At 68.9% G+C, this 20,742-nt stretch carries 22 protein-coding genes; 11 read left to right on the top strand and 11 right to left on the bottom strand.

Annotated features, from left to right (window positions below; genetic code table 11):
* Positions 1 to 79 precede the first annotated feature (79 nt).
* From EOV43_RS10120 to EOV43_RS10110, 3 genes are all read left to right on the top strand, one after another.
* The gene (locus EOV43_RS10120) at positions 80 to 334 is read left to right on the top strand and encodes a hypothetical protein (RefSeq protein WP_128221175.1); all 255 of its coding nucleotides are present in this window, start codon (positions 80 to 82) and stop codon (positions 332 to 334) included.
* Positions 335 to 506: 172 nt separating this feature from the next.
* Entirely contained in the window at positions 507 to 1,526 is a 1,020-nt protein-coding gene (locus tag EOV43_RS10115) for a C40 family peptidase (RefSeq protein ID WP_239022073.1), read from the top strand.
* 46 nt (positions 1,527 to 1,572) lie between these two features.
* Positions 1,573 to 2,811, top strand: coding sequence for a M48 family metalloprotease (locus EOV43_RS10110; RefSeq protein WP_128221174.1), 1,239 nt, complete (start codon positions 1,573 to 1,575; stop codon positions 2,809 to 2,811).
* A gap of 14 nt (positions 2,812 to 2,825) precedes the next feature.
* Here the strand turns inward: EOV43_RS10110 and EOV43_RS10105 are convergent, their stop codons facing one another.
* The 10 genes from EOV43_RS10105 to EOV43_RS10060 all read right to left on the bottom strand — a co-directional run bounded on the left by EOV43_RS10105 (position 2,826) and on the right by EOV43_RS10060 (position 13,349).
* Positions 2,826 to 3,089, bottom strand: coding sequence for a Flp family type IVb pilin (locus EOV43_RS10105; RefSeq protein WP_239022072.1), 264 nt, complete (start codon positions 3,087 to 3,089; stop codon positions 2,826 to 2,828).
* 39 nt (positions 3,090 to 3,128) lie between these two features.
* The gene (locus tag EOV43_RS10100) at positions 3,129 to 3,332 is read right to left on the bottom strand and encodes a Flp family type IVb pilin (protein ID WP_128221172.1); all 204 of its coding nucleotides are present in this window, start codon (positions 3,330 to 3,332) and stop codon (positions 3,129 to 3,131) included.
* 184 nt (positions 3,333 to 3,516) lie between these two features.
* Positions 3,517 to 4,182: a response regulator transcription factor gene (locus tag EOV43_RS10095; RefSeq protein WP_128221171.1), complete on the bottom strand. Its 666-nt coding sequence runs from the start codon at positions 4,180 to 4,182 to the stop codon at positions 3,517 to 3,519.
* Positions 4,183 to 4,250: 68 nt separating this feature from the next.
* The gene (locus EOV43_RS10090) at positions 4,251 to 5,801 is read right to left on the bottom strand and encodes a sensor histidine kinase (protein ID WP_164878696.1); all 1,551 of its coding nucleotides are present in this window, start codon (positions 5,799 to 5,801) and stop codon (positions 4,251 to 4,253) included.
* Positions 5,802 to 5,857: 56 nt separating this feature from the next.
* The gene (locus EOV43_RS10085) at positions 5,858 to 6,784 is read right to left on the bottom strand and encodes a type II secretion system F family protein (RefSeq protein WP_128221169.1); all 927 of its coding nucleotides are present in this window, start codon (positions 6,782 to 6,784) and stop codon (positions 5,858 to 5,860) included.
* Between the two features lies 1 nt (position 6,785).
* Complete coding sequence (locus tag EOV43_RS10080; RefSeq protein ID WP_128221168.1) at positions 6,786 to 7,820, bottom strand: type II secretion system F family protein; 1,035 nt, start codon at positions 7,818 to 7,820, stop codon at positions 6,786 to 6,788.
* Positions 7,821 to 7,825: 5 nt separating this feature from the next.
* Positions 7,826 to 9,448 (bottom strand): TadA family conjugal transfer-associated ATPase, encoded by a 1,623-nt coding sequence (locus EOV43_RS10075; protein ID WP_128221167.1) that lies wholly within the window; start codon positions 9,446 to 9,448, stop codon positions 7,826 to 7,828.
* 7 nt (positions 9,449 to 9,455) lie between these two features.
* Positions 9,456 to 10,649: a CpaE/TadZ family protein gene (locus EOV43_RS10070; protein WP_128221166.1), complete on the bottom strand. Its 1,194-nt coding sequence runs from the start codon at positions 10,647 to 10,649 to the stop codon at positions 9,456 to 9,458.
* 13 nt (positions 10,650 to 10,662) lie between these two features.
* Positions 10,663 to 11,394, bottom strand: a complete 732-nt coding sequence (gene cpaB / locus EOV43_RS10065; RefSeq protein WP_128221165.1) for a Flp pilus assembly protein CpaB — start codon at positions 11,392 to 11,394, stop codon at positions 10,663 to 10,665.
* 161 nt (positions 11,395 to 11,555) lie between these two features.
* Complete coding sequence (locus EOV43_RS10060) at positions 11,556 to 13,349, bottom strand: AMP-dependent synthetase/ligase (RefSeq protein WP_128221164.1); 1,794 nt, start codon at positions 13,347 to 13,349, stop codon at positions 11,556 to 11,558.
* A 143-nt stretch (positions 13,350 to 13,492) separates the two neighbouring features.
* Between EOV43_RS10060 and EOV43_RS10055 the strand changes: the two genes are divergently transcribed.
* The 4 genes from EOV43_RS10055 to EOV43_RS10040 all read left to right on the top strand — a co-directional run bounded on the left by EOV43_RS10055 (position 13,493) and on the right by EOV43_RS10040 (position 16,777).
* Positions 13,493 to 13,927 carry an SRPBCC family protein gene (locus tag EOV43_RS10055; RefSeq protein WP_128221163.1) on the top strand — a complete coding sequence of 145 codons (435 nt, stop codon included), beginning with the start codon at positions 13,493 to 13,495 and terminating at the stop codon, positions 13,925 to 13,927.
* Between the two features lie 131 nt (positions 13,928 to 14,058).
* Positions 14,059 to 15,309 (top strand): ArsA family ATPase, encoded by a 1,251-nt coding sequence (locus EOV43_RS10050; RefSeq protein WP_128221162.1) that lies wholly within the window; start codon positions 14,059 to 14,061, stop codon positions 15,307 to 15,309.
* Positions 15,306 to 15,782, top strand: a complete 477-nt coding sequence (locus EOV43_RS10045) for a hypothetical protein (RefSeq protein ID WP_128221161.1) — start codon at positions 15,306 to 15,308, stop codon at positions 15,780 to 15,782. The genes EOV43_RS10050 and EOV43_RS10045 overlap by 4 nt, the downstream gene beginning before the upstream one ends.
* The gene (locus EOV43_RS10040; RefSeq protein WP_128221160.1) at positions 15,779 to 16,777 is read left to right on the top strand and encodes an ROK family protein; all 999 of its coding nucleotides are present in this window, start codon (positions 15,779 to 15,781) and stop codon (positions 16,775 to 16,777) included. The genes EOV43_RS10045 and EOV43_RS10040 overlap by 4 nt, the downstream gene beginning before the upstream one ends.
* A gap of 17 nt (positions 16,778 to 16,794) precedes the next feature.
* Here EOV43_RS10040 and EOV43_RS10035 read toward each other — a convergent pair whose 3' ends face one another.
* Positions 16,795 to 17,367 carry a hypothetical protein gene (locus EOV43_RS10035; protein ID WP_128221159.1) on the bottom strand — a complete coding sequence of 191 codons (573 nt, stop codon included), beginning with the start codon at positions 17,365 to 17,367 and terminating at the stop codon, positions 16,795 to 16,797.
* A 156-nt stretch (positions 17,368 to 17,523) separates the two neighbouring features.
* On the opposite strand from EOV43_RS10035, the gene EOV43_RS10030 reads away from it, so the two are divergent.
* The 4 genes from EOV43_RS10030 (at position 17,524) to EOV43_RS10015 (ending at position 20,736) form a co-directional block, all read left to right on the top strand.
* Positions 17,524 to 18,285: a lysophospholipid acyltransferase family protein gene (locus EOV43_RS10030; RefSeq protein ID WP_128221158.1), complete on the top strand. Its 762-nt coding sequence runs from the start codon at positions 17,524 to 17,526 to the stop codon at positions 18,283 to 18,285.
* A gap of 4 nt (positions 18,286 to 18,289) precedes the next feature.
* On the top strand, positions 18,290 to 19,450 hold the full coding sequence (macS, locus tag EOV43_RS10025; protein ID WP_128221157.1) for a MacS family sensor histidine kinase: 1,161 nt from the start codon (positions 18,290 to 18,292) through the stop codon (positions 19,448 to 19,450).
* Positions 19,451 to 19,499: 49 nt separating this feature from the next.
* On the top strand, positions 19,500 to 20,024 hold the full coding sequence (locus tag EOV43_RS10020) for a flavin reductase family protein (RefSeq protein ID WP_128221156.1): 525 nt from the start codon (positions 19,500 to 19,502) through the stop codon (positions 20,022 to 20,024).
* A gap of 76 nt (positions 20,025 to 20,100) precedes the next feature.
* A complete protein-coding gene (locus EOV43_RS10015) occupies positions 20,101 to 20,736 on the top strand; it encodes a response regulator (protein WP_128222265.1) in 636 nt (211 codons plus the stop codon).
* The last annotated feature ends 6 nt before the right edge of the window (positions 20,737 to 20,742 follow it).

Here is a 20,742-nt window from a genome sequence, read left to right as displayed (position 1 = left end):
GGTAGGGACCGCCGCCGACACGTTCGCAAACCGCGACTAGGCTGTGACCGAAAGCTGTGACTGATGAAGGGCGCTTGAGGTGACTGTTGAACTCCCCGGAACCACTACTCGACTGCGGTGTGCGGGGTGCGGCAACCTGACCAGGTTCGACGTCACGCGCACCCGCCGCACCACCGAGTTCTGGCACCTCGACCTCGCCGGCGACGTCGTCGTCGAGCACACCGAGCTCAAGGGTGAAGAGGTCGAGTCGATCAGTTGCCGCTGGTGTGGTCGCTCCGACGCGATCGAGCTCGTCGACCGCAACGCCGTCGACGCCTCGGACCAGGCCAACTGATCCAGACGCCGCAGGGAGCGGGCCCACACGGCTCGCTCCCTGCGGTGTACCCGTCCGTCCTCGCTTCAGGGGGCGGACCACCTTGGGCCGCGAGAACACTGCGGTCTAAACTCGCGACGCACGCTCGGGTGGGCCTCCCGCTCACCCAGGACAGCAGAGGAGAACGTCACCCGTGACGACCGACCGCACGAGCCACGCCCACCGGATCCGTCAGGCCCGAGGTGTCCGACGCTCCGTGGGCATGCTGGCCGTCCTCGCTGTCGCCGGCGCTGCTGCCGTTCTCCCCGCCCAGGCTGAGCCCACCGTGGAGGAGGCGTCGGCCAAGGTCGACCGTCTCTACCAGCAGGCCGAACAGGCTCAGGAGCGGCTCAACGACGCCAAGGAGCGTCTGGGTGACCTCGACTCCGAGGTCTCCTCGCTGTCCTCGGACGAGAAGCGTCAGAACCGTCGCATGAACACCGTGCGTGAGCAGGTCCGTGACTCGGTCGTGCGTCAGTACCAGGGCGAGGGTGTCAACACCGTCGGCCAGGTCATCGTCTCCGAGGACCCCGCCAGCTTCCTCGCCCAGCTGAGCACGCTGGAGTCGTTCAACGACCTCCAGGACGCACTGCTCTCGGGCTACACCGCCGAGGTGGCCGCCCTTGACCTCCGCCAGGAGGCGACCCGTGAGCGACGCGGCGAGGTCAAGAAGACCACCAAGGCCTTGGCCACCGAGAAGGCCGAGGTGGAGTCCAAGCTCGCCGAGGCCAAGAAGGTGCTCGACGGCCTCCGGCCTGCCGAGCGCGCCGCGATCGAGAAGGTCAAGTCTCCTGAGGCTCCCGAACTCGCGGATGTGCCCGTCTCCGGACGTGCCAAGGCCGCGGTGTCCTACGCTCTGGCCCAGGTCGGGGACCGCTACGTCCACGGCGCCGTGGGTCCCGACGCTTTCGACTGCTCCGGCCTGACGATGATGGCTTGGGCCCAGGCCGGCGTCTCGCTGCCGCACTCGTCCGCGCTGCAGTACGCCCAGGGCCGCAAGGTCTCGCGCAACGAACTCCAGCCCGGCGACCTCGTCTTCTACTACAGCCCGATCAGCCACGTCGGCATCTACATCGGCAACGGCAAGATCGTCGACGCGGCCAACCCGCGCACCGGTGTCCGGGTCGCCCCCGTGTTCCAGATGCCCTTCTCCGGAGCCGTCCGTCCGGGCTGAGCCCGAGCAGTGAGCGACGTCGGGTCCGTGGGCCGAGGAGGCACCCATGTTGCTGCACAGCGCTGAGGGGCGTCCGACCGCGCGGGTGACGACGCGTTCGGTCTCGCTGGTCGTCGTCGCCCTGGGGGCGGTGGGGCTGGCTCTGCTCAGCGCGTTCTGGGTTCCGTGGAGCACTGCCCCGGTCGTTCCCGTCGGTCTCGAGGACGAACTCTTCACCGCCACCCACCTCGCGCGGGTGGACGAGTACACCGATCGGGCCCGCTTCTGGAGCTGGACCTCGCTGGTGCTCACCCTGCTGTGGTACGTCGTGGTGGCGAGTTCGACCCGCGTTCGCGCGTGGTTCGGACAGTGGCGGGGGCCGTGGTGGATGACGTCGGCGCTGGCGGTCGGCCTGCTCCTGCTCGGGCAGCGGCTCATCACGTTGCCGCTCTCCTACGGCGCTTTCCGCAACCGTGTCGACCACGGGATCAGTACGCAGGACTGGACCGGTTGGCTCCGTGACGTGGGGGTGGGGTTGGCCTCGTCGATCGTCGTTCAGGTGCTGCTCGTGCTGTTGGTCCTGGGCGCCCTGAGGCGCCTGCCGCGGTTCTGGCCGGTGTTGGTGGGATGTGTTCTGGCGGTGCTCGTGGTGTCCGGCTCGTGGCTCTACCCGGTCTTCGTGGAGCCGCTCCACAACCAGTTCAGTCCGCTTCCGCAGGGCGAACTACGCGATGCCGTGATGGCCCTCGCGCAGGATGAGGGGGTCGACGTGGGCGACGTGGTCGTCGCGGACGCTTCACGTCGGACCACGACCTACAACGCGTGGGTCTCGGGTTTCGGCTCGACACGACGCATCGTCCTGCACGACACGCTGGTTGAGGAGTTGCCGCGAGGGCAGGTGCTGGCCGTGGTGGCCCATGAGTTGGCGCACGCGCGCCACCAGCACGTCCTGACGGGAACCCTGCTGGGTGCGTCCGGTGCGGTGCTCGGCGCGGGGCTTCTGGGGCTGTTGCTCCCGAGGCGCCAGAAGGGTGCCGGGGGAGTGCCACTGGTGATGCTGCTGGTACTCGTTGGCCTGCAGGTGTCTGCGCCCGTCCAAAGCGGTGTGAGCAGGTCGATGGAGCGGGAAGCTGATCGGACCGCGGTGCAGGTGACGGGGGACCCGGAGTCCTTCGTGACTGTCCAGGTCTCACTGGCGACGCGGGCCCTGAGTGATCCCCGACCCCCGCGGTGGTCCCAGTTCCTGTGGGGAACCCATCCCACGGTTCTGGAGCGCGTGGACTACGCGCGTCGAGGAGTGAACTAGGACGTCTGAATGGCTCAGGGGGTACTGGGGCCGCTGCAACTGCCCTGTACCCAAGCTGTGATGGTTCCACAGGAGTCACTCATGAGGGCAGTCAAGGCATCGCCGAAGACAAAGACGGCGATGACTACGACGGCGGCTATGCCGGCGACGAGCAAGCCGTACTCAACGGCAGAGGCCCCGGTTTCGTCCTCGCGCGGAGACTCATCGGAGGAGGTCGCACTCTTTGAGTTCTTCGCTCGGGTCAAAGGACACTCCTTGTCAGAGACAGTGAGGGGCACGCGTCAGTTGGGCCGACGTGTGCCCCTCGCCAACGTCAATCAGCTGCGGGCGCTGGTGCTCGCGGTGATCTTGCTCGAGGTTCCGCTGAAGATGTCCTTGACGACGTCACCGAAGGCGAAGACGGCGACGACGATGACGGCAGCGATGCCGGCGACCAGGAGGCCGTACTCGACGGCGGAGGCGCCGCGCTCGTCCATCTTGGCCTTCTGGGCCTGGAGCATGATGGTGAGGTACTGAATCATGGTGTTTCCTTCCGGAGGTTCAACGTGTGGGTGTCCGGGAGGCGTTCCGCCCGACCCGATGGCCTCATCCTGTGGCAGATGCCGAGCGGGTGCGGTCAGAGGTTCAGTCACCTCTGCCTAGTCAATTCGGGCTATGCCGCTGGGGGTACTTGGCGCCGGCGTCGGGCTCCCGTCCGCGACGGGATCAGCGAGCGGGGCCGAGGGAGGACAACAGACCGGTCCGCATCGCGGTGACCAACGCCTGGGCCCGATTGCTGGCGCCCAACTTCTGGTAGATCCGGGTGATGTGGGACTTGGCCGTCGACTCGCTCATGAAGAGCTGAGCCGCGATCTGTGACCCGCCCAGACCGTCCGCCAGCAGCAGCAGGACCTCGTGCTCCCGGTCCGAGAGGCGGGAGGTCTCCCCACTCATCCGACGGATCATCGCCGCCGACAGCGCTGCACACATGAACGTGCGTGGAGAACGCGCAGCGTGCTTGGCCGCCTTGACCACGTCGGTCGACGGAGCGTCCTTGCCGACGAAGGCAGAGGCGCCGGCTTCCATGGCAGCGAAGATCTGCTCGTCGCCCGAGTGCATGGTCAGGACGACCAGGCCGGTGCCGGGGTAATCGCGGCGAACCGCACGGACGATGTCGAGCCCGGTGCCGTCCGGCAGCTGCAGGTCGGTGACCACCACCTGGGGACGCGTCTGCTCGAAGACCGCCATCGCTTCCTGGACGCTTCCGGCCTGCCCCACCACCTGCGTGGCCGGGTCGAGAAGGAAGGAGGTCGCCAGACCGGAGCGGATCAGCTCGTGGTCATCGACCAGCAGGACGGTCGTGGGCTCGGACGTGGGCGAGTTCTCGCTCATCAGTTCCTCTTCGTGACGGTCAACCACCGGCGACGCCGGGGCTACAGGGCAGGTCTGTGCGGGAAGGACTACAGGGAGGGGGTGCTGACGGGTGCGTGACGTTCCGAGGGCGGGGCGGGGGAGGACTCCTCACGCGTCCCCACGCGGACGCGCACCAAGGTGCCTTGGTCGGGCGTGGAACGGACCTCGAGCACGCCGTTGATGAGGGACGCCCGCTCCCGCATGATCGAGAGCCCGTGGGAGTCACGACGGCCGGCCTGCAGACCGAGGCCGTCGTCCTGCACCTCCACCTCGGCGAAGGGTGCGTGGACCCGGCACCGCACGTCGATCCGGCCGGCGTGGGCGTGCCGGACGGCGTTGTTCATGGCCTCCTGGGCGATCCTCAGGAGTTCTGCCTCGACCTCGTGCCGGAGTCGGGTGGTTCGCTCGTCGACGGTGACGTGGATCGGGGTGCCGGAGACGTCGGAGAGGTGGCGTGCCATTGTCGCGATGGCGGCCCCCAGACTCTCGCTGGCGCCGGCCTGGGTGCGCAACGTCATCACCGAACGGCGCACCTCGCCGACGACGCGGGTGATCATGGAGCGCAGCTGACGCAGGGCCTGTTCCTGCTGGGGCGTGGCGGTCGAGATCAAGGCGTCGACGACGTACCCCATGGACGCGATGTCCTGCGCCATGCCGTCGTGCATCTCCCGGGCCATGCGGCGTCGCTCGTCGCGCATGGCGGCGTCGCGGAAGGAGACGAAGAGCTGGGCGGCGTCGAGGCGCACCGCAGCAGGTGCGATCTGTGCGGCGAGCCGTTCGAGGACGTGGAGCAGGTCCTGGGCCTCGGGGCGCAGACCGGGGGAGACCGTTCCGGTGACCACCGCGATCGGGGTGGAGTGGTGGGTGACGGCAAAAGCGAAGGCCCGCTCCTCGACGACCGGGCAGCCCTGCTGCCAGGCGCGCTGGGCCAGCGGCTCGGCGCCGTCCTCAGGACGTGCGTCGTCGGAGTGGGCCGGGGCCGCGTGGTCGACCAGCGGCAGGAGTGCTCCCTCACGCTCGACCCACAACGCGGCACGCTCCAGAGGGAGCGTGGAGTGGACCTGCTCCAGGACGGCCGCGCCCATGCTGCTCGGGTCGAGGCCACCGGTCAGTTCCCCGGCGAGGTGGTTGAGCTCGGTCAGGAGCTCCCGAGCCTCGCCGTAGGCACGGGTGGTGGTGTCGGCGGTGGTCTGGGAGACGTAGAAGCTGGCGATCAGGCCCAGCCCCAGCCCGGTGACCAGCCAGGTGAACAGGTCCGCGGTCTGGGAGACCTCGACGCGCTGGGGAGAGACGAGGACGACGACCGACATCACCGTGGACTGCACGAGCAGGGTGTGCAGCACGCCGCGCAGCCCACGGACGAGTCCGTGGGCGAAAGGCGGCACCGCGACGGCGGCGACCAGAGCGGGCGCGACGCCGAGGTGGACGGTGGCCACGAGGGCCACGGCGGCTGCCTCGCCCAGATGGACCAGCGCCGTCGAGGTACGGGTGCGGAGCAGCCAGGAACTCAAGCCCCAGATGACGGCCAGTTCGACCAGACCGAGGGCCCCTGCCGGTTCTCGGGTCCACAGAGCCGCAGCTGCGACGAGTGCCAGCACGAAGGCCCGGGCACCGTCAGCGAGGCTCGTGTGAGGCAGTGGCCCTCGCCAGAGCATCAGCCGAACGAGTCCATGATCGAGATGACGGCAGGGCCCAGGACGATGATGAAGAGGGTGGGCAGGATGCAGAAGATCAGCGGGATGGTCATCTTGACCGGGATCTGCTGAGCCTTCGCCTCGGCCTTCTGGCGGCGCTTGGTACGCATCTCGGAGGACTGCACACGCAGCACCTGGCCGATCGGGATGCCGAACGCGTCGGCCTGGACCATGGCCCCGACGAAGGAACGCAGCTCCTCCAGGTTGGTGCGGTCGCCGAGCGCGCGCAGCGCATCGGCACGTCCTCGTCCGATCTGCATCTCGCGCAGGACCCGGCCGAACTCCTCGGCCAGCGGGCCGTCGGTGTTGGTGGCCACCTGCTGCACGGCGGCGTCGAACGCGAGACCGGACTCGACCGAGATGGTGAGCAGGTCGATGGCGTCGGGAAGCTCCACCGCGATCCGGTTCTGGCGGTCGTAGCCCTTCTGGTACAGGAACATGTCGGCGCCCATGTACCCGACGGCGACACCCACGGCGAGGAAGCCGACGAGCTTGATCCCGCTGAGTCCCAGGACGGGGGAGAAGATGAAGGCGGCGATCAGGCCACCGACGGCTCCGATCACCTTCATCGCGACGACCCGGTCGACGGTCCACCCCACCGGGTTTCCGGCGAGTTCGAGCTTGCGCTCGATCCGCTCCGCGCTGTCGCGTCCGCTGAGTCGGCGTCCGATGGTGAGGGCGCGGTTCTGGAACGGAGCGAGGATGCGCTCGGCGAAGGGGCGGTCGAGCTCAGCAGTGAGCTCCTTGGGGATGTTCTGGCCGAACGACTCCAGGGCAGCGAGGGACCGACCCACGCTGCCGACCGGGGTGGTGTCGCGGCTCGGCAAGGCCATGCCCACGATGACGATCGCGACGATGACCATGAGAAGTCCCAGGAAGAGCACCATCTCAGACCTCCATCTTGATGAGTCGGGTGGTCCAGAAGATGCCGACGCCGAGCATCGCGCAGGCGGCACCGAGCATCAGCAGTCCGAGTGGCTCGGTGAACATCGGCATCACGTAGTCGCGCTGGACCAGGAGCAGGTAGAGGGTGAAGACCGGCGGAAGACCACCGATGACCATCGCCGAGATCTTGCCCTCGGAGGCGAGGGCGTCGACCTGACGACGCATGTAGTCGCGCTCGCGGATGGTGCCGGCGACGGTGTCGAGGAGTTCACCGAGGTTTCCGCCGACCTGACGCTGGATCCGGATGGCCATGACGACCCACCCGAAGTCCTTGGAGTCGAACCGCTCCACGATGCCCTCGAGGGCGTCCTCGAGCTCGACGCCGAGACGGGTCTCGACCAGGACCTTGCGGAACTCCGAAGCCATCGGCTCGGTGCCCTCGTTCACGATGGTGTCGACCGACTGGGCCAGGGAGAGACCAGCCGACAGCGATCCCGACATCAGCTGCAGGGTGTCGGGGAGCTGGGAGTTGAAGGACTTGACCCGCTTGGCACGCTTGAACTTGAGGAAGAACGAGGGCCCGGCGAAACCGAGGGCAAGGAAGAGCAGCCCCAGGATGACGTTGCCGCCACCGATCAGCAGACCGAGGAACCCGGCGACCACGATGACGCCGAGACGCAGCAGCAGCCACTCCGAAGCCTTGAAGCCGCTGCCAGCAGCCTCGAGTTGCAGCGCGAGCTTCTCCTCGAGCGACTTGTTGCGCTTCAGGAGCGCCTCGGCAGCCGCCTTGGTGGTCTCGAAGGGGTACTCGGACGCAGGGGTGGCGCGGTGACCACCGGGACCGGGGGCAGCAACCCCGGCGCCGCTGGCGTAGAGCGCGACGCGTTCCTCGACGGAGAGGTCGGCCTCCTTGCGCCCGGTCGCGAAGAGCAGGGTCCCGGCGCCGAGCAGGCCGGCCAGGACGAGCCCGACGGCCACCCACAGCGACCAGTCGGGGAGGGCAGCGCCCGCAGCGGCTGCCACGATGCTGGTGTCCATGGAACTCACAACCTTTCCGGCGTGAACAGCAGCGGGTCGACCTCGACGTTGTTGTGTCCCAGCTTCTCCAGGAACTTGGGTCGCAGACCGGTGGCCTTGAGCGACCCCTTGACCTTGCCGCGGGCGTCGAAGCCGGCCGAGTGGTCGTAGACGAAGATGTCCTGGAGGGTGATGATGTCGCCCTCCATCCGCTCCACCTCGGTGAGGTGGGTGATGCGACGCGAGCCGTCCTTGAAGCGGGTCTGGTGCACGATCAGGTCGACGGCCGAGGCCACCTGCTCACGGATCGCCCGGATCGGCAGGTCCATGCCCGCCATCAGCACCAGGGTCTCGACACGCGCGAGCGTGTCACGGGGACCGTTGGAGTGGATGGTGGTGATCGAGCCGTCGTGACCGGTGTTCATGGCCTGCAGCATGTCGAGCGCGGACGAGTCACGGATCTCACCCACGACGACGCGGTCGGGCCGCATGCGCAGGGAGTTCTTGACGAGGTCGCGGATGGTGACGGCGCCCTTGCCCTCGATGTTGGCCGGACGCGACTCCAGACGCACCACGTGCTCCTGCTTGAGCTGGAGCTCGGCGGCGTCCTCGATCGTGACGATCCGCTCGTCGGCGGGGATGAACGACGACAGCACGTTCAGGGTGGTCGTCTTTCCGGCACCGGTGGATCCCGACACGATGATGTTGAGGCGGCCCTTCACGCAGGCGTCGAGGAACGCCTTGGTGCGCGGGGTCAGGGACCCGAAACGCACGAGGTCGTCGGCGGTCAGCGGGTCGGTGGCGAACTTACGGATCGTGAGTGCCGAACCGTCCACCGCCAGGGGCGGCACGACGGCGTTGACACGCGATCCGTCAGGCAGACGGGCGTCCACCATCGGGCTGGACTCGTCGACACGGCGGCCGATGCGGGAGACGATCTTCTCGATCGTGCGGCGCAGGTGGGCCTCGTCGTTGAAGGTGCCGTCGGCGGCGACCAGCTTGCCCTTGCGTTCGAGCCAGATGTTGTAGGGGCCGTTGACCATGACCTCGGAGACGTCGGGGTCGCGCAGGTAGGGCTCGATCGGGCCGTAGCCGAGGATGTCGTCGCTGATCTCGCTGGTGATCTGCTGACGGTCGCTGGCCGAGATCGGTCGGTCCTGCTTGCCGAGCACGTCGGCCAGCGCGGCCCGGACCTTCTGGTCCAGGTCGTTCTGGTCGAGCGAGGAGTCGTAGAGCTGGGGACCGAGCTGACGCAGCAGTTCGGCGTGCACCGATGCCTTCAGCTCGTCCATGCGGTCGTTGCCCACGGGGGCTGCACGGCGAGCGCCGGTCTCGGACTTGGTCGCAGTGGGAGCCTTGCGATTCTGCAGCGGCGAGGTCGAGGCGGTGCTCGGCACACGCGGTGCGGCACTCTCGGGCGCCTCGGTGCCCGTCAGCGTGACGGCGGGAGCTGCCGGGGGAGCTGCGGGGGGAACTGCCGGGGGCGTGGAGAACGCGACACTGGCACCCGGGAACGCCGATGAGGCCGCCAGAGAGGGCTCGACGACGTCGACGCCCTCGGTGGTCGGGGCGTTCTCGACGACCGTGGCGGCCAGGGCCGCTGCTTCGGCGGCTCGACGGGCCGCGAGACGTTCGGAGAGGTTGCTCATGGTCGCCTCACCTCCTGCTCAGACGGAAACGCTTGCTCGGCTCCTCGCGACGCGGGGCCTGCTCGGCGATCTGGCCGGCCGAGGAGCGCTGGTCGGCGCCCATCAGGGTCTCGGCCAGCTTCCGCACGGCCTGCGACGAGGGGTGGGAGGGGTTGGAGAGCATCAGCGGGCGGCCTGCGTTGGTGGCCTTCGCGATGTCGAGGGAGGTGGCGACCTGGACGGCGATGTTCATGGCCAGGATGCCTTCCACCTTGTCGGGGCCGATGCCGACGGCTGCGTCGGCACGGTTGAGGAGCAGGTGACGGTGTCCCTCGGCGACGCCGAGGACGTCGAGGGTCTCGAGGGCGACCTTGACGTTCTTGAGCGTGGGCACGTCGAGGGTGGCGACGATGATGCACTCGTCGGTCTCGTCGAGGGCGGTCAGCGTCTGCTCGTCGAATGCGGGAGCGGTGTCGAGCACGACGTAGTCGTAGTGCTCGCGCAGGGTCTCCAGCAGGGTGGCGACCAGGGTGCCGGTGACGCGCTCTCGGGCGTCGGGCTGGCTGGGGGCGGCCAGGACCTTGAGGCCGCTCTCGTGCGGCGTCATGAGCTCCTCGACGAAGGAGAGGTCCATGACGCTCTCGCCGCCGATGGCGTGCTCGATCGTGTGGGTCGGGAACAGCTGCAGGGTGATCGCGATGTCCCCGAACGCGAGGTCGAGATCGACGACGCAGACGCTGTTGCGGCCACCGCGCATCAGCGCGATGGCGAGGTTGACCGACATGGTGGTCTTCCCGACGCCTCCCTTGGGGGAGAAGATCGTGATGACCCGGCCGCTCTTCTGTGACGAGGAGGGGTTGTTCCCGCGCAGCGCCACGGCGAGCCCGTGGGCCCGCTGGAGTGCGCCACTGACCTGGTTGAGGTCGGAGGCGGCGACGACTTCGCGCACACCCGAGTGCATGGCCTGGGTCAGCACCGCGGCGTCGACGGTGTCGCGCACCAGTACGACGCTGGTGGTCGGCATGAGCGAGCGCATGCGCTCGGCGATGGCCATGGCGTCGTCGACGCCGACCTGCGGGCCGACCAGGACCGCGTACTCCTCGGGGTGGCTGGAGAGCCAGTGGAAGAGACGGTCGGTGGTGTCCACCACCTGGCTGCCGGCGGGCAGCACGGTGAGGATCGACGCTGCAGTGGCGGGAGAGGCTCCGAGAAGGATGGGCATGACGCTCCTGGGGTCAGCGGAACAGCGAGTCGACGTCGAGGCCCTTGGTGGGCTTGACCTTGCTCTCGGAGGTCAGGAGTCCGAAGGAGAGCTCACCGACACGGGAGCCCAGCTGGACGCGCTCGGCGTCCTCCTGGGAGAGAGCGAGGGTCAGCAGAGCGCGGGGCATCTGCTCGGGCACGGTCGAGGTGCCGTCCTCGTTGGTGGTGTTCTGGGTCGACGTGGAACCCGCGGCGATCACCTGGGCACGGTCGAGCAGGACGCGGGTCGACATCTTGGAGCCCTCTTCGTCCAGGGCGCCGTTGAGCCAGATGACGACCTCGGAACCGGCGCCGACGAATCCGGCGACGCGGGCGGTGTCGCTGAGCTGCACCGAGACGGCCATCAGGCCGTCGGGGATCGCCAGCACGGTGGCGGTGTTCTCGCCGCCGTAGTTGCTGGTCAGGATCTGCTCGCCGGCGTCGATGCGGGCGTTGGCGCTCTGGCCGGCCAGCTCCTCGACGGAGGTGACGGCGGTGGCGACCCGGACGTTCTCGGGAATGTCGCGCTGGGTGATCTTCTGGCTGGCCAGGGCCTGGTCGAAGGACTCACCGACAGCGATGTCCTGGGTGGCCACGAAGACCGACACCGGGCGGTACTGCTCAGCAGCACGGGAGTCTGCGCCCTTCGCGTAGACGAAGACCAGTCCGGCGCCCACGAGGGCGACCACGACGGCCATGACGAGAAGGAGCTTGCGTCGATCCATGGGTGTGTACAGCCCTCCGGTCCTAGGCGGAGGACGGTCCGCCTAGGACCGGACACCGCGTTGCTTCACTGTGCCCACACAGTGCCCAAACCTGATGATGGGCGTGGTGGAAACCTTTAACAAACGCTAGTTGTCTGGACCGGGTGATGCAGGGGTTTTGCTCAAGGAAGGTAGAGCGCCTCGACGTCGTCGCGGAAGTCACGCATGACCACGTTGCGACGCAGCTTCAGCGACGGGGTGAGCTGGCCACCCTCCTCGGTCCAGGAGGCCGGCAGGATCGTGTACTTGCGGATGGACTCCGCCCGCGACACCGCCTTGTTGGCGTCCTCGACGGCAGCGTCGATCTCGGCGCGCAGGTCGGCGTCGAAGAGCAGTTCCTCGACGGTGCGCCCCTTCTTGCCCTTGAGTTCGGCCCAACTGGGCAGGGTCTCGGGGTCGAGGGTGATCAGGGCACCGATGAACGGCTGACCGTCGCCCACCACGATGCACTGGTCGATCAGCAGGTGGCCGCGCATGCGGTCCTCCAGGACGGCCGGGGCGACGTTCTTGCCGCCGGCGGTCACGATGATCTCCTTCTTGCGACCGGTGATCCGGATGAAGCCCTCTTCGTCGATCTCGCCGACGTCGCCGGTGCGGAACCAGCCCTCGTCGTCGAGCACGTCGGCGGTGGCCTTCTCGTTGTTCCAGTAACCCTTGAACACCTGGCCACCCTTGAACAGCAGCTCGCCGTCCTCAGCGACCCGCACCGAGGTGCCACCCAGGGGACGTCCCACGGACCCGATCTTGGTGGCGTGGACCTGGTTGACCGCCAGCGCCGCGGTGCTCTCGGTGAGGCCGTAGCCCTCCAGGACGGTGACGCCGATGCCACGGTAGAAGTGGCCCAGTCGTTCGCCCAGCGGTGCTCCACCCGAGATCGCGAACTCACAGCTGCCGCCCAGCGCCGCCTGCAGCTTGCCGTAGACGAGCTTGCCGTAGATCGCGTGCTTGATCTTGAGTCCGAGCGGCACCTTGCCGGTGTCCAGAGCCTTGGACCAGTCGATCGCGGCTGCGGCGGCCTTGTCGAAGATCGCGCCCTTGCCGCCGGCGTGGGCCTTCTGCGACGCGGAGTTGAAGACCTTCTCGAAGACGCGGGGCACGGCGAGGATGAAGGTCGGCTTGAACTCGCCGAGGTCGTCGACGAGGTTCTTGATGTCGGGGCTGTGGCCCAGACGGGCGCGCGCCTTGATCGCACCGATCTGGATGATCCGCGCGAAGACGTGGGCCAGCGGAAGGAACAGCAGCGTGGCTGCACCCGGCTTGAAGATCTCCTTGATCGAGTCCTCGACGGCGACGCCGAGCTCGAACATGAAGTTGCCGTGGGTGACGAAGCAGCCCTTGGGGGTCCCGGTGGTGCCGGAGGTGTAGATCAGGGTCGCCAGTGAGTCGGGCTGGGCCGTCGTGCGGCGTTCCTCGAGTTCGGCGTCGGAGACGTCGCCACCCAGAGCGGTCAGTGCGGCGACGGCGTCCTCGGCGAAGGACCACACGTGCTTGAGCTCGCCCACCTGGTCGCGAATCTCGGTGATCCGGGCCGAGTGGTCGTCGTTCTCGACCACGGCTGCCACGGCACCGGAGTCGGTGAGGATGTGCTTGACCTGCTCGGTGGAGGAGGTCTCGTAGATCGGCACGGTGACCGCGCCGGCGAACCAGATCGCGTAGTCGACCAGGGTCCATTCGTAGCGGGTCCGGGAGATCAGCGCGACACGGTCGCCGATCCCGACACCTGCGGCCACGAGGCCCTTGGCGACACCCTGGACCTGTGCCAGGAACTCCGCTGCGGTGACGTCCTCCCAAACGTCACCGGTGTTGCGGCTGAACATGGCGAAGTCGGGAATCTCGGCGGCGTTGCGGACGACGTCGTCGGTGAGGTTCCCGGTGGTGGGAATCTTCGTCTTGAGGGGTGAGGAGAACTCACGCATCGCTTCTTACGCCTCCCTATAAGGTCATGAGTCAAGGGCAGGTTACCCGTGTCACGTGACCTGTTCAGATCGGGTAGTCTCACCGGTCATTCGAGACGACCGCGCGGGGGGTGCCTCCCGCTGGCGAGCTTCCAGGAGCCCAGATGGCTGAGCAGACCACTTCCACCATCGTCGTGGACGCCGCGCCCGCGGACGTCATGGCCGTGATCGCAGACTTCGAGGCCTACCCCTCGTGGGCCACCGGCATGAAGCGGGTCGAGGTGGTCGAACGGGGCGCCGACGGACGTGCCGAACAGGTCTTCTTCTCCCTCGACGTCACCCCGATCAAGGACGAGTACACGCTCGCCTACACGTGGGCCGACGACAGCGTCACCTGGACGCTCGTCGAGGGGAAGATGCTCAAGGCCCTCGACGGTGCCTATGAGCTCAACGCCCTCGACGAAGGACGCACCGAGGTCACCTACCGTCTGGCCCTCGACGTCGCCGTCCCGTTGATCGGGATGCTCAAGCGCAAGGGCGAGAAGATCCTCATCGACACCGCGCTCAAGGGTCTGAAGAAGCGCGTCGAGTCTCTCTGAACCACCTGTCGTTCCGGGCGTGTCGCGGGTACCGGAACGACGGAGTGACGACGGAGCACTGACGACGGAGCCACCTGAGCGAGCAGGCCCCAGGACGATCTGGTGCCCCACCGAGCACGAGGGAGCAAGACGTGCGGATCCTGCTGTTCACCGGTAAGGGCGGGGTCGGCAAGTCGACCGTCTCCGCAGGCACGGGGGCGTTGCTCGCCGAGCGCGGTCTGCGGACGTTGGTGGTCTCCACCGACACTGCTCATTCGCTGGGCGACGCGTTCGGGGTCAGGGTCGGGGCCGACCCCGTGCAGGTCACCGAGACCTTGTGGGTCCAGCACGTCGACGCCCAACGTCGCTTCGAGGAGTCCTGGCTCGAGATCCAGACCTACCTGCTCGACGTCATGACGGTCGCTGGGGTCGATCCGGTGGCGGCGGAGGAACTCACCGTCCTCCCCGGCGCCGAGGAGGTGCTGGCGCTGCTGGAGTTGCGTCGACAGGCCGCCAGCGGCGACTACGACGCGATCGTCGTCGACTGTGCACCCACGGCGGAGACGCTCCGGCTGCTCTCCTTGCCCGAGGCCCTCACCTGGTACATGGACCGGGTCTTCCCGCCGCAGCGCCGGGTGATGCGCACCTTCGGGCCGCTGCTGGGCAAGGCCGTGGGGATGCCGATGCCCGGTGACGGTGTCTTCGCCGCGGTGGAACGCCTGCACGGCGAGCTCTCCGAGGTGCGCGCGCTCCTGACCGGGCCCGAGACCACCGTCCGTCTGGTGATGACGCCCGAACAGGTGGTGCTCGCCGAGGCTCGACGCGCCTGGACCACCCTGTCGATGCACGGCTACCGGGTCGACGCCGTCGTCGTGAACCGGGTCTTCCCGGCCGTGGACGCCGACGCGGTCGGCGCCCCCGCCGACTGGCTGCGGGGATGGGTCCAGGCCCAGAACGAGGTCCTGGCCGAGGCGGAGGAGTCGTTCGCCCCGGTCAGACTGTGGCGCTCCGGGTATCGCGACGGCGAACCACGTGGCGTGGAGGCGCTGCGCGACGTCGCAGCAGCACTGCACGGCGACGCCGACCCGCTCGCCGAAGGGCCGGGGGTGGGCTCGCTGCACGTGGAGGTCACCGAGAACGGCGCCACGATGACGTTGCCGGTTCCGTTGGCGACCAGGGCGGACACCTCGCTCGCCCGGCGCGGGGGAGACCTCGTGGTGCAGTGCGGGACGTATCGTCGCGTGCTGTCGCTCCCGGCGATCCTGGCCCGGATGAAGGTCACCGGCGCGAGCGTCGCCGACGGGACCCTCCGGGTGCAGTTCGTCCGGGACCCGGACCCGGGCGGCCCGTCGGACGGACCCGAGGGCGACGACCACCCGAACCATCACGAGGAGCGAGCATGAGCGACGAGGCGTCCCACGAGCAGCCCGGTGCGCCCGACGGCGTGGGGTCCCTGGCGCAGGAGGCCGCGAAGTTCGCGGGAGCCTTCGCCACCTGGGCCGTCCAGCACGGCAGCGACGTCACCCACCAGGCAGCCGACCTCGCCGGTCAGGTGCGCGAGGGCGTCAAGGAGAGCGTCAAGGAACATGTCCACGAGGCCGACGCCCACTTCGCCACCGGCAGCGCCGAGTGCACCGTGTGCCCGGTGTGTCGCACCGTCGCTGCGGTCCGTGAGGTCAGCCCCGAGGTGAAGGCACACCTGACGACGGCTGCGACGTCGTTGGTGGCCGTGGCCTCGACGCTGCTCTCGACCGTCGCCGAGGCACGTCACGCTGCCCGTCCCGACACCGCGCCGCCTCCCACCGCTCCGCCCTCCAGTGCTCGGCCCACCCAGGAGACCCCGGTCGAACACATCGACCTCGACCCCGAAGCATGAGTTCGTCCGAGCCGAGTGGCGTCGTGGTCGGCGTCGACGTCGGCGGGACCAAGGTGCTCGCTGCCGTCGTCGGACCGGACGGGACACCCGGGACTCCCGTCGAGGTGCCCACCCCGGGACGCACCGTCGGGGTCGACGTCCTCGAGGACGCCCTCGACCGTGCCGTCACCCTGGCCCGCGGTGAGCGGCCGCTGATCGCGGTGGGCCTCTCGGCCGCTGGATTCGTCGACCGAACCGGTGACCGGGTGATGTTCGCCCCGCACCTCCCGTGGCGAGACGCACCGGTGCGTGAGCGACTCTCCCGACGGTGGCAGGTCCCGGTCGCGGTGGAGAACGACGCCACCTGCGCCCTGGTCGCCGAGCACGCGTGGGGCACGGCACGAGGTCGCGACACCGTCGTCCTGGTGACGGTCGGCACCGGCATCGGTGGCGGACTCGTCGTCCACGGTCGACTGACCCGGGGAGCCAACGGCATGGCAGCCGAGTACGGGCACATGACGGTGGTTCCTGACGGCCTCCCGTGCGAGTGCGGGGGGCAAGGATGTTGGGAGCAGTACGCCTCAGGGCGGGCACTCGTCCGCGCCGCGCGGGCAGCCCACCTTGCCTTCGTCGAACCGGACTCGTCCGGGGCAGGCTCGAACGCGCGGACCTTGCTCGAGGAGCAGTGCGACGGCGACCTCGCGCGGTTGGACGGACCGATGGTCACCGCGGCCGCTCAGGCCGGGGACTCCAGCGCCCTCGAAGCCTTCGAGGTGGTCGGCAGCTGGTTGGGTGCCGGGCTGGCCAACCTGGTCGCGGCCCTCGACCCCGAACTCGTCGTCGTCGGTGGCGGGGTCTCGCGGGCCGGGGACCTGTTGTTGGCTCCGGCGCGGGAAGCGTTGGCCCAACACCTCGTCGGTGGGTCCCACCGCGTCGTTCCGGACGTGGTGGCCGCCGTCACCGGCGCCGAGGCCGGGCTGGTCGGGGCCGCGACCCTCGCGATGCGCCTGCCCTGAACAGTCGCCGGCCGGGATCAGATCCGGGCGCCGTCGTCCCAGGGATCCTGGGGCTCACCGGGCATGGAGTAGACCAGCCACCCCAGACCGCCGATGAAGCAGAGGGCCAGCAGCGCGCCAAGGCGGCCGGTGACGTTCACGTCCGCGACCGTGCCGAGCACGAACGCAACAGGCGCACCGAGGACGGCGAGCCAGGCGATCAGCCGACGACGTTCCATCTGCGGGAGCTCGGGAACCGGCGGGACGAAGCCGTCGGCCTCGTCGGCGGGCGCGAGCTCGGCAGGTTCCTCCTCGCGACCCGGCAGACCGGCGAAGGGTTGGAACGGTGCGGGCTCCGGCGGCGTGGGACGCGGCTCGGGGGAGGGGGCTGCCGGACGGGGCTGGGGTCCGAAGGCGGGTCGGGCCGGGGGCTGGAGGTCGGTGCCGGGGGCAGAGTCACTCGCGGCGTCGTCCGCGATGCGTTCGGTCGCCGTCGTCCGGGCAATGGCGGGTCCGTCGTCGTCGAGCACGGCGTTGTCCTCGAGCACGGCGCGGTCGCCGTAGTTCTCCACGATGGCGCGCCAGGCCTCGTCCTCGTCACGGGTGCTCACGGGGCCGACACTACCCGGCTGGTCCATGCCACGGAGCGGGTCGGACAGCCTCGTCCGGCGATGGTGGGGCGGCATCGAGGCAGCATCGAGGCGCAGGTTCGTCTTGCCTCACGCGGCGAGCAGAACGTCTCGCCCGACAGGGGCTAGGCTCCACGGGTGCTCTACTGGTTCCTCAAGTGGATCGCCCTCGGGCCGTTCCTCCGGGTCATCTTCCGTCCTCACACGCAGGGCCTCGACAACGTGCCCTCTGAAGGGCCCGCGATCCTGGCCTGCAACCACCTTTCCTACGCCGACTGGCTCTTCATGCCGTTGACGCTGAACCGTCGCGTCACGTTCGTGGCGAAGTCGGAGTACTTCACCACCCCGGGTGTGAAGGGCTTCTTCCAGAAGATGTTCTTCTCCGGCGTCGGTCAGGTCCCGATCGACCGTGCCAGCGGCAGCGCTGCTGCGGGCGCCATGAAGTCGGCCGCGGAGATCCTCGACAAGGGTGACCTCTTCGGCATCTTCCCCGAGGGCACCCGCTCGCACGACGGCAAGCTCTACCGCGGCAAGACCGGTGTGGCGCGCCTGGCGCTCACCAGCGGCGTCCCGGTGATCCCGGTCGCTGTGATCGGCACCGACGTGGTCGCACCTCCCGGCAAGACCTTCGGCTCGTTCACCCGTCCGCACGTGCGCTACGGCAAGCCGCTCGACTTCTCCCGCTACGCCGGGATGGAGAACGACCGCTACGTCCTGCGCTCGGTCACCGACGAGATCATGTACGAGATCATGCGTCTCTCCGAGCAGGAGTACGTCGACATGTACGCCTCCGCGGCCAAGGAACTCTCCAAGGAGAAGGCCGCCGCCGAGAAGGCAGCAGCGGAGAAGGCAGCAGCCGAGTCCGACGTCAGCGGCGAGGCAGAGTCGCCGAAGGCCTGATCACGTGAACACTCCGTCCGGGGGGACCGGAGCTTCCGCGGCGAGGGAGGCGGTCATCGACCGTCTCAACGTCGCGCTCGCGGTGCTGCGTGTCGTCACCACCGTCAACATGGTGGGTCTGACGGTGTGGCGTTGGGGTGCGTTCGCTGCCCATCCCGTCGCCGGTGCGGCGGTGGTCTCCGGTCTGGTGCTCTGGACCGTCGCGGCGCTGTGGATCTACCGCCACCCATGGGGCCGCACCGCCCCGGTGATGGTGCTCGACCTGATGATCGCGCTCGCGGCGATGGCGGCGAGCCCGCTGGTCAAGGGTGACTCGTTCAACGCCACCATTCCTGGTTTCTGGGTGATGGGTCCGCTGCTGGTGTGGGCCGTGCACTGGCACTGGCGTGGTGGCCTCGCAGCCGGCCTGCTGCTCGCCGGCGTCGATCTGGCGATCCGCGACGAGATCACCCAGACCAACTACGGCAACGTTTTCCTGCTTCTCCTGGGCGGCACCGTGCTGGGCTTCATGTGCGGCTCGCTCGTCCAGATGGCCGAGGAGCGTGCCGAGGCCGAACGCCTCGCCGCCGTCGCTCAGGAACGGACCCGGCTGGCGCGTGCCGTGCACGACGGGGTCCTGCAGGTGCTGGCGCTGGTGCAGCGTCGTGGAGCCGAACTGGGAGGCGACTTCGCTGACCTCGGGCGTCTCGCGGGGGAGCAGGAGAGTGCGTTGCGCTCGCTCATCCACGCCCAGGACAGTGTCGATCCCGACACCCGTGACGGTTCGTCGGTCGACCCCGACGAACCGCACGACCTCGCCGGCGACCTCGCGATGATCGCCTCTGCGTCGGTCACCGTCGTCACCCCCGGAGGCAGCGTGCTGCTGCCCGTCCGCGTCACCACCGAGGTCGTCGCCGCAGTGCGGGCCTGCCTCGACAACGTCCGCGCCCACGTCGGTCTCGACGCACCGTCCTGGATCCTGCTGGAGGAGCACCCTGACCGGGTGGTCGTCTCGGTGCGCGACGAGGGCCCCGGCATCGAGCCGGGCCGACTCGCCGAGGCCGAGGCCGACGGACGCTTGGGGGTGTCGTCCTCGATCCGGGGCCGGATCGCCGACGTCGGTGGTGAGGCCGAGGTCAGTTCGGGTTCGTGGGGGACCGAGTGGGAGTTCACGCTGCCGCGGTGACCGGGTCGCTGAGGCGGAGCCCTGCCGAGTGTCGACGTACGGTGGAACGGTGACGATCCACACCGAACACCCCTTCGCCGACAACGACCCCCAGCGCGACGCCGTCCGGCAGTTGCGCGGCCGCCTCGGCGGAGTGGTCTCCCTGTGGACCGCAGGAACCAAGGGCAACGGTGCAGGGCTGACGATCTCCTCCCTCGCCGTCGTGCAGGGCGAACCGGGCCGCGTGGTCGCGTTCGTCGACCCGCTCTCGGAGTTCGTCGACCACCTGCGTCGTACCGGGACTGCCGTCGTCCATCTGCTCTCGTGGCACCAGACCGAACTGGCGGAGGTCTTCGCCGGACGTTCGCCGGCGCCCGGCGGTGTCTTCGGTGCAGCGGAGTTCGTCGACACCGACCACGGACCGCGTCTGGTCGATCCCTGCACCTGGGCGACGGTCCGGCTCGAGGACGAGCGCGAGATCGGCTGGTCGGTGCAGGTGACATGCGTGATCGAGGACGTCATGACCGCTGACGACGTCGACCCGCTGGTGCACCGTCGCGGCCGTTACCGCCGTGCGCGCGACGCGGACTCCTGACACCCACGGCAGTGATGGCGCTATCGTCACGGCCGTGACCGAGAACGCCCAGGACGCGCCCCCGCCCATCCGAGTGATGGTCGTCGACGACCACCCGATGTGGCGCGACGCCGTCGAACGCGACCTCGCCGACGCCGGCTTCGACGTGGTCGCGGTGGCCTCTACCGGGCTCGAGGCCACGGCACGTTTCCCTGCGGCTCGCCCGCAGGTGGTCGTGCTCGACCTGCAGATCCCGGCACCCAACGGCGTCGAGGTGACCCGGACCGTCCTGGCCCACGACCCCTCGGCCCGGGTGCTGATCCTGTCGGCCTCCGGTGAGCAGGGCGACGTCCTCGAAGCCGTGAAGGCAGGCGCCACCGGCTACCTGGTGAAGTCGGCCTCCAGCAAGGAACTGATCGCCGCGGTCCGTGCGGTTGCTGCCGGCGACACCGTCTTCACCCCCGGTCTGGCCGGGCTGGTGCTGGGCGAGTTCCGGCGGATGGCTGACCCGTCCGAACCCGAGGACCCGGTCTCCGAGCTCACCGAGCGTGAGACCGAGGTGCTGCGGATGGTCGCCAAGGGACTCAGCTACAAGCAGATCGCCGAGCGTCTCTTCATCTCCCACCGCACCGTGCAGAACCACGTCCAGAACACGTTGCGCAAGCTGCAGATGCACAACCGCGTCGAGCTCACCCGGTGGGCGATCGAACGCGGCCTCGACGACGAGGAGTGACGCCGG

It is taken from the genome of Nocardioides yefusunii (assembly GCF_004014875.1).
Classification (GTDB): domain Bacteria; phylum Actinomycetota; class Actinomycetes; order Propionibacteriales; family Nocardioidaceae; genus Nocardioides; species Nocardioides yefusunii.
Note: the sequence above shows the minus strand (reverse complement) of the source record. Positions and strands in the feature narration are given on the sequence as shown.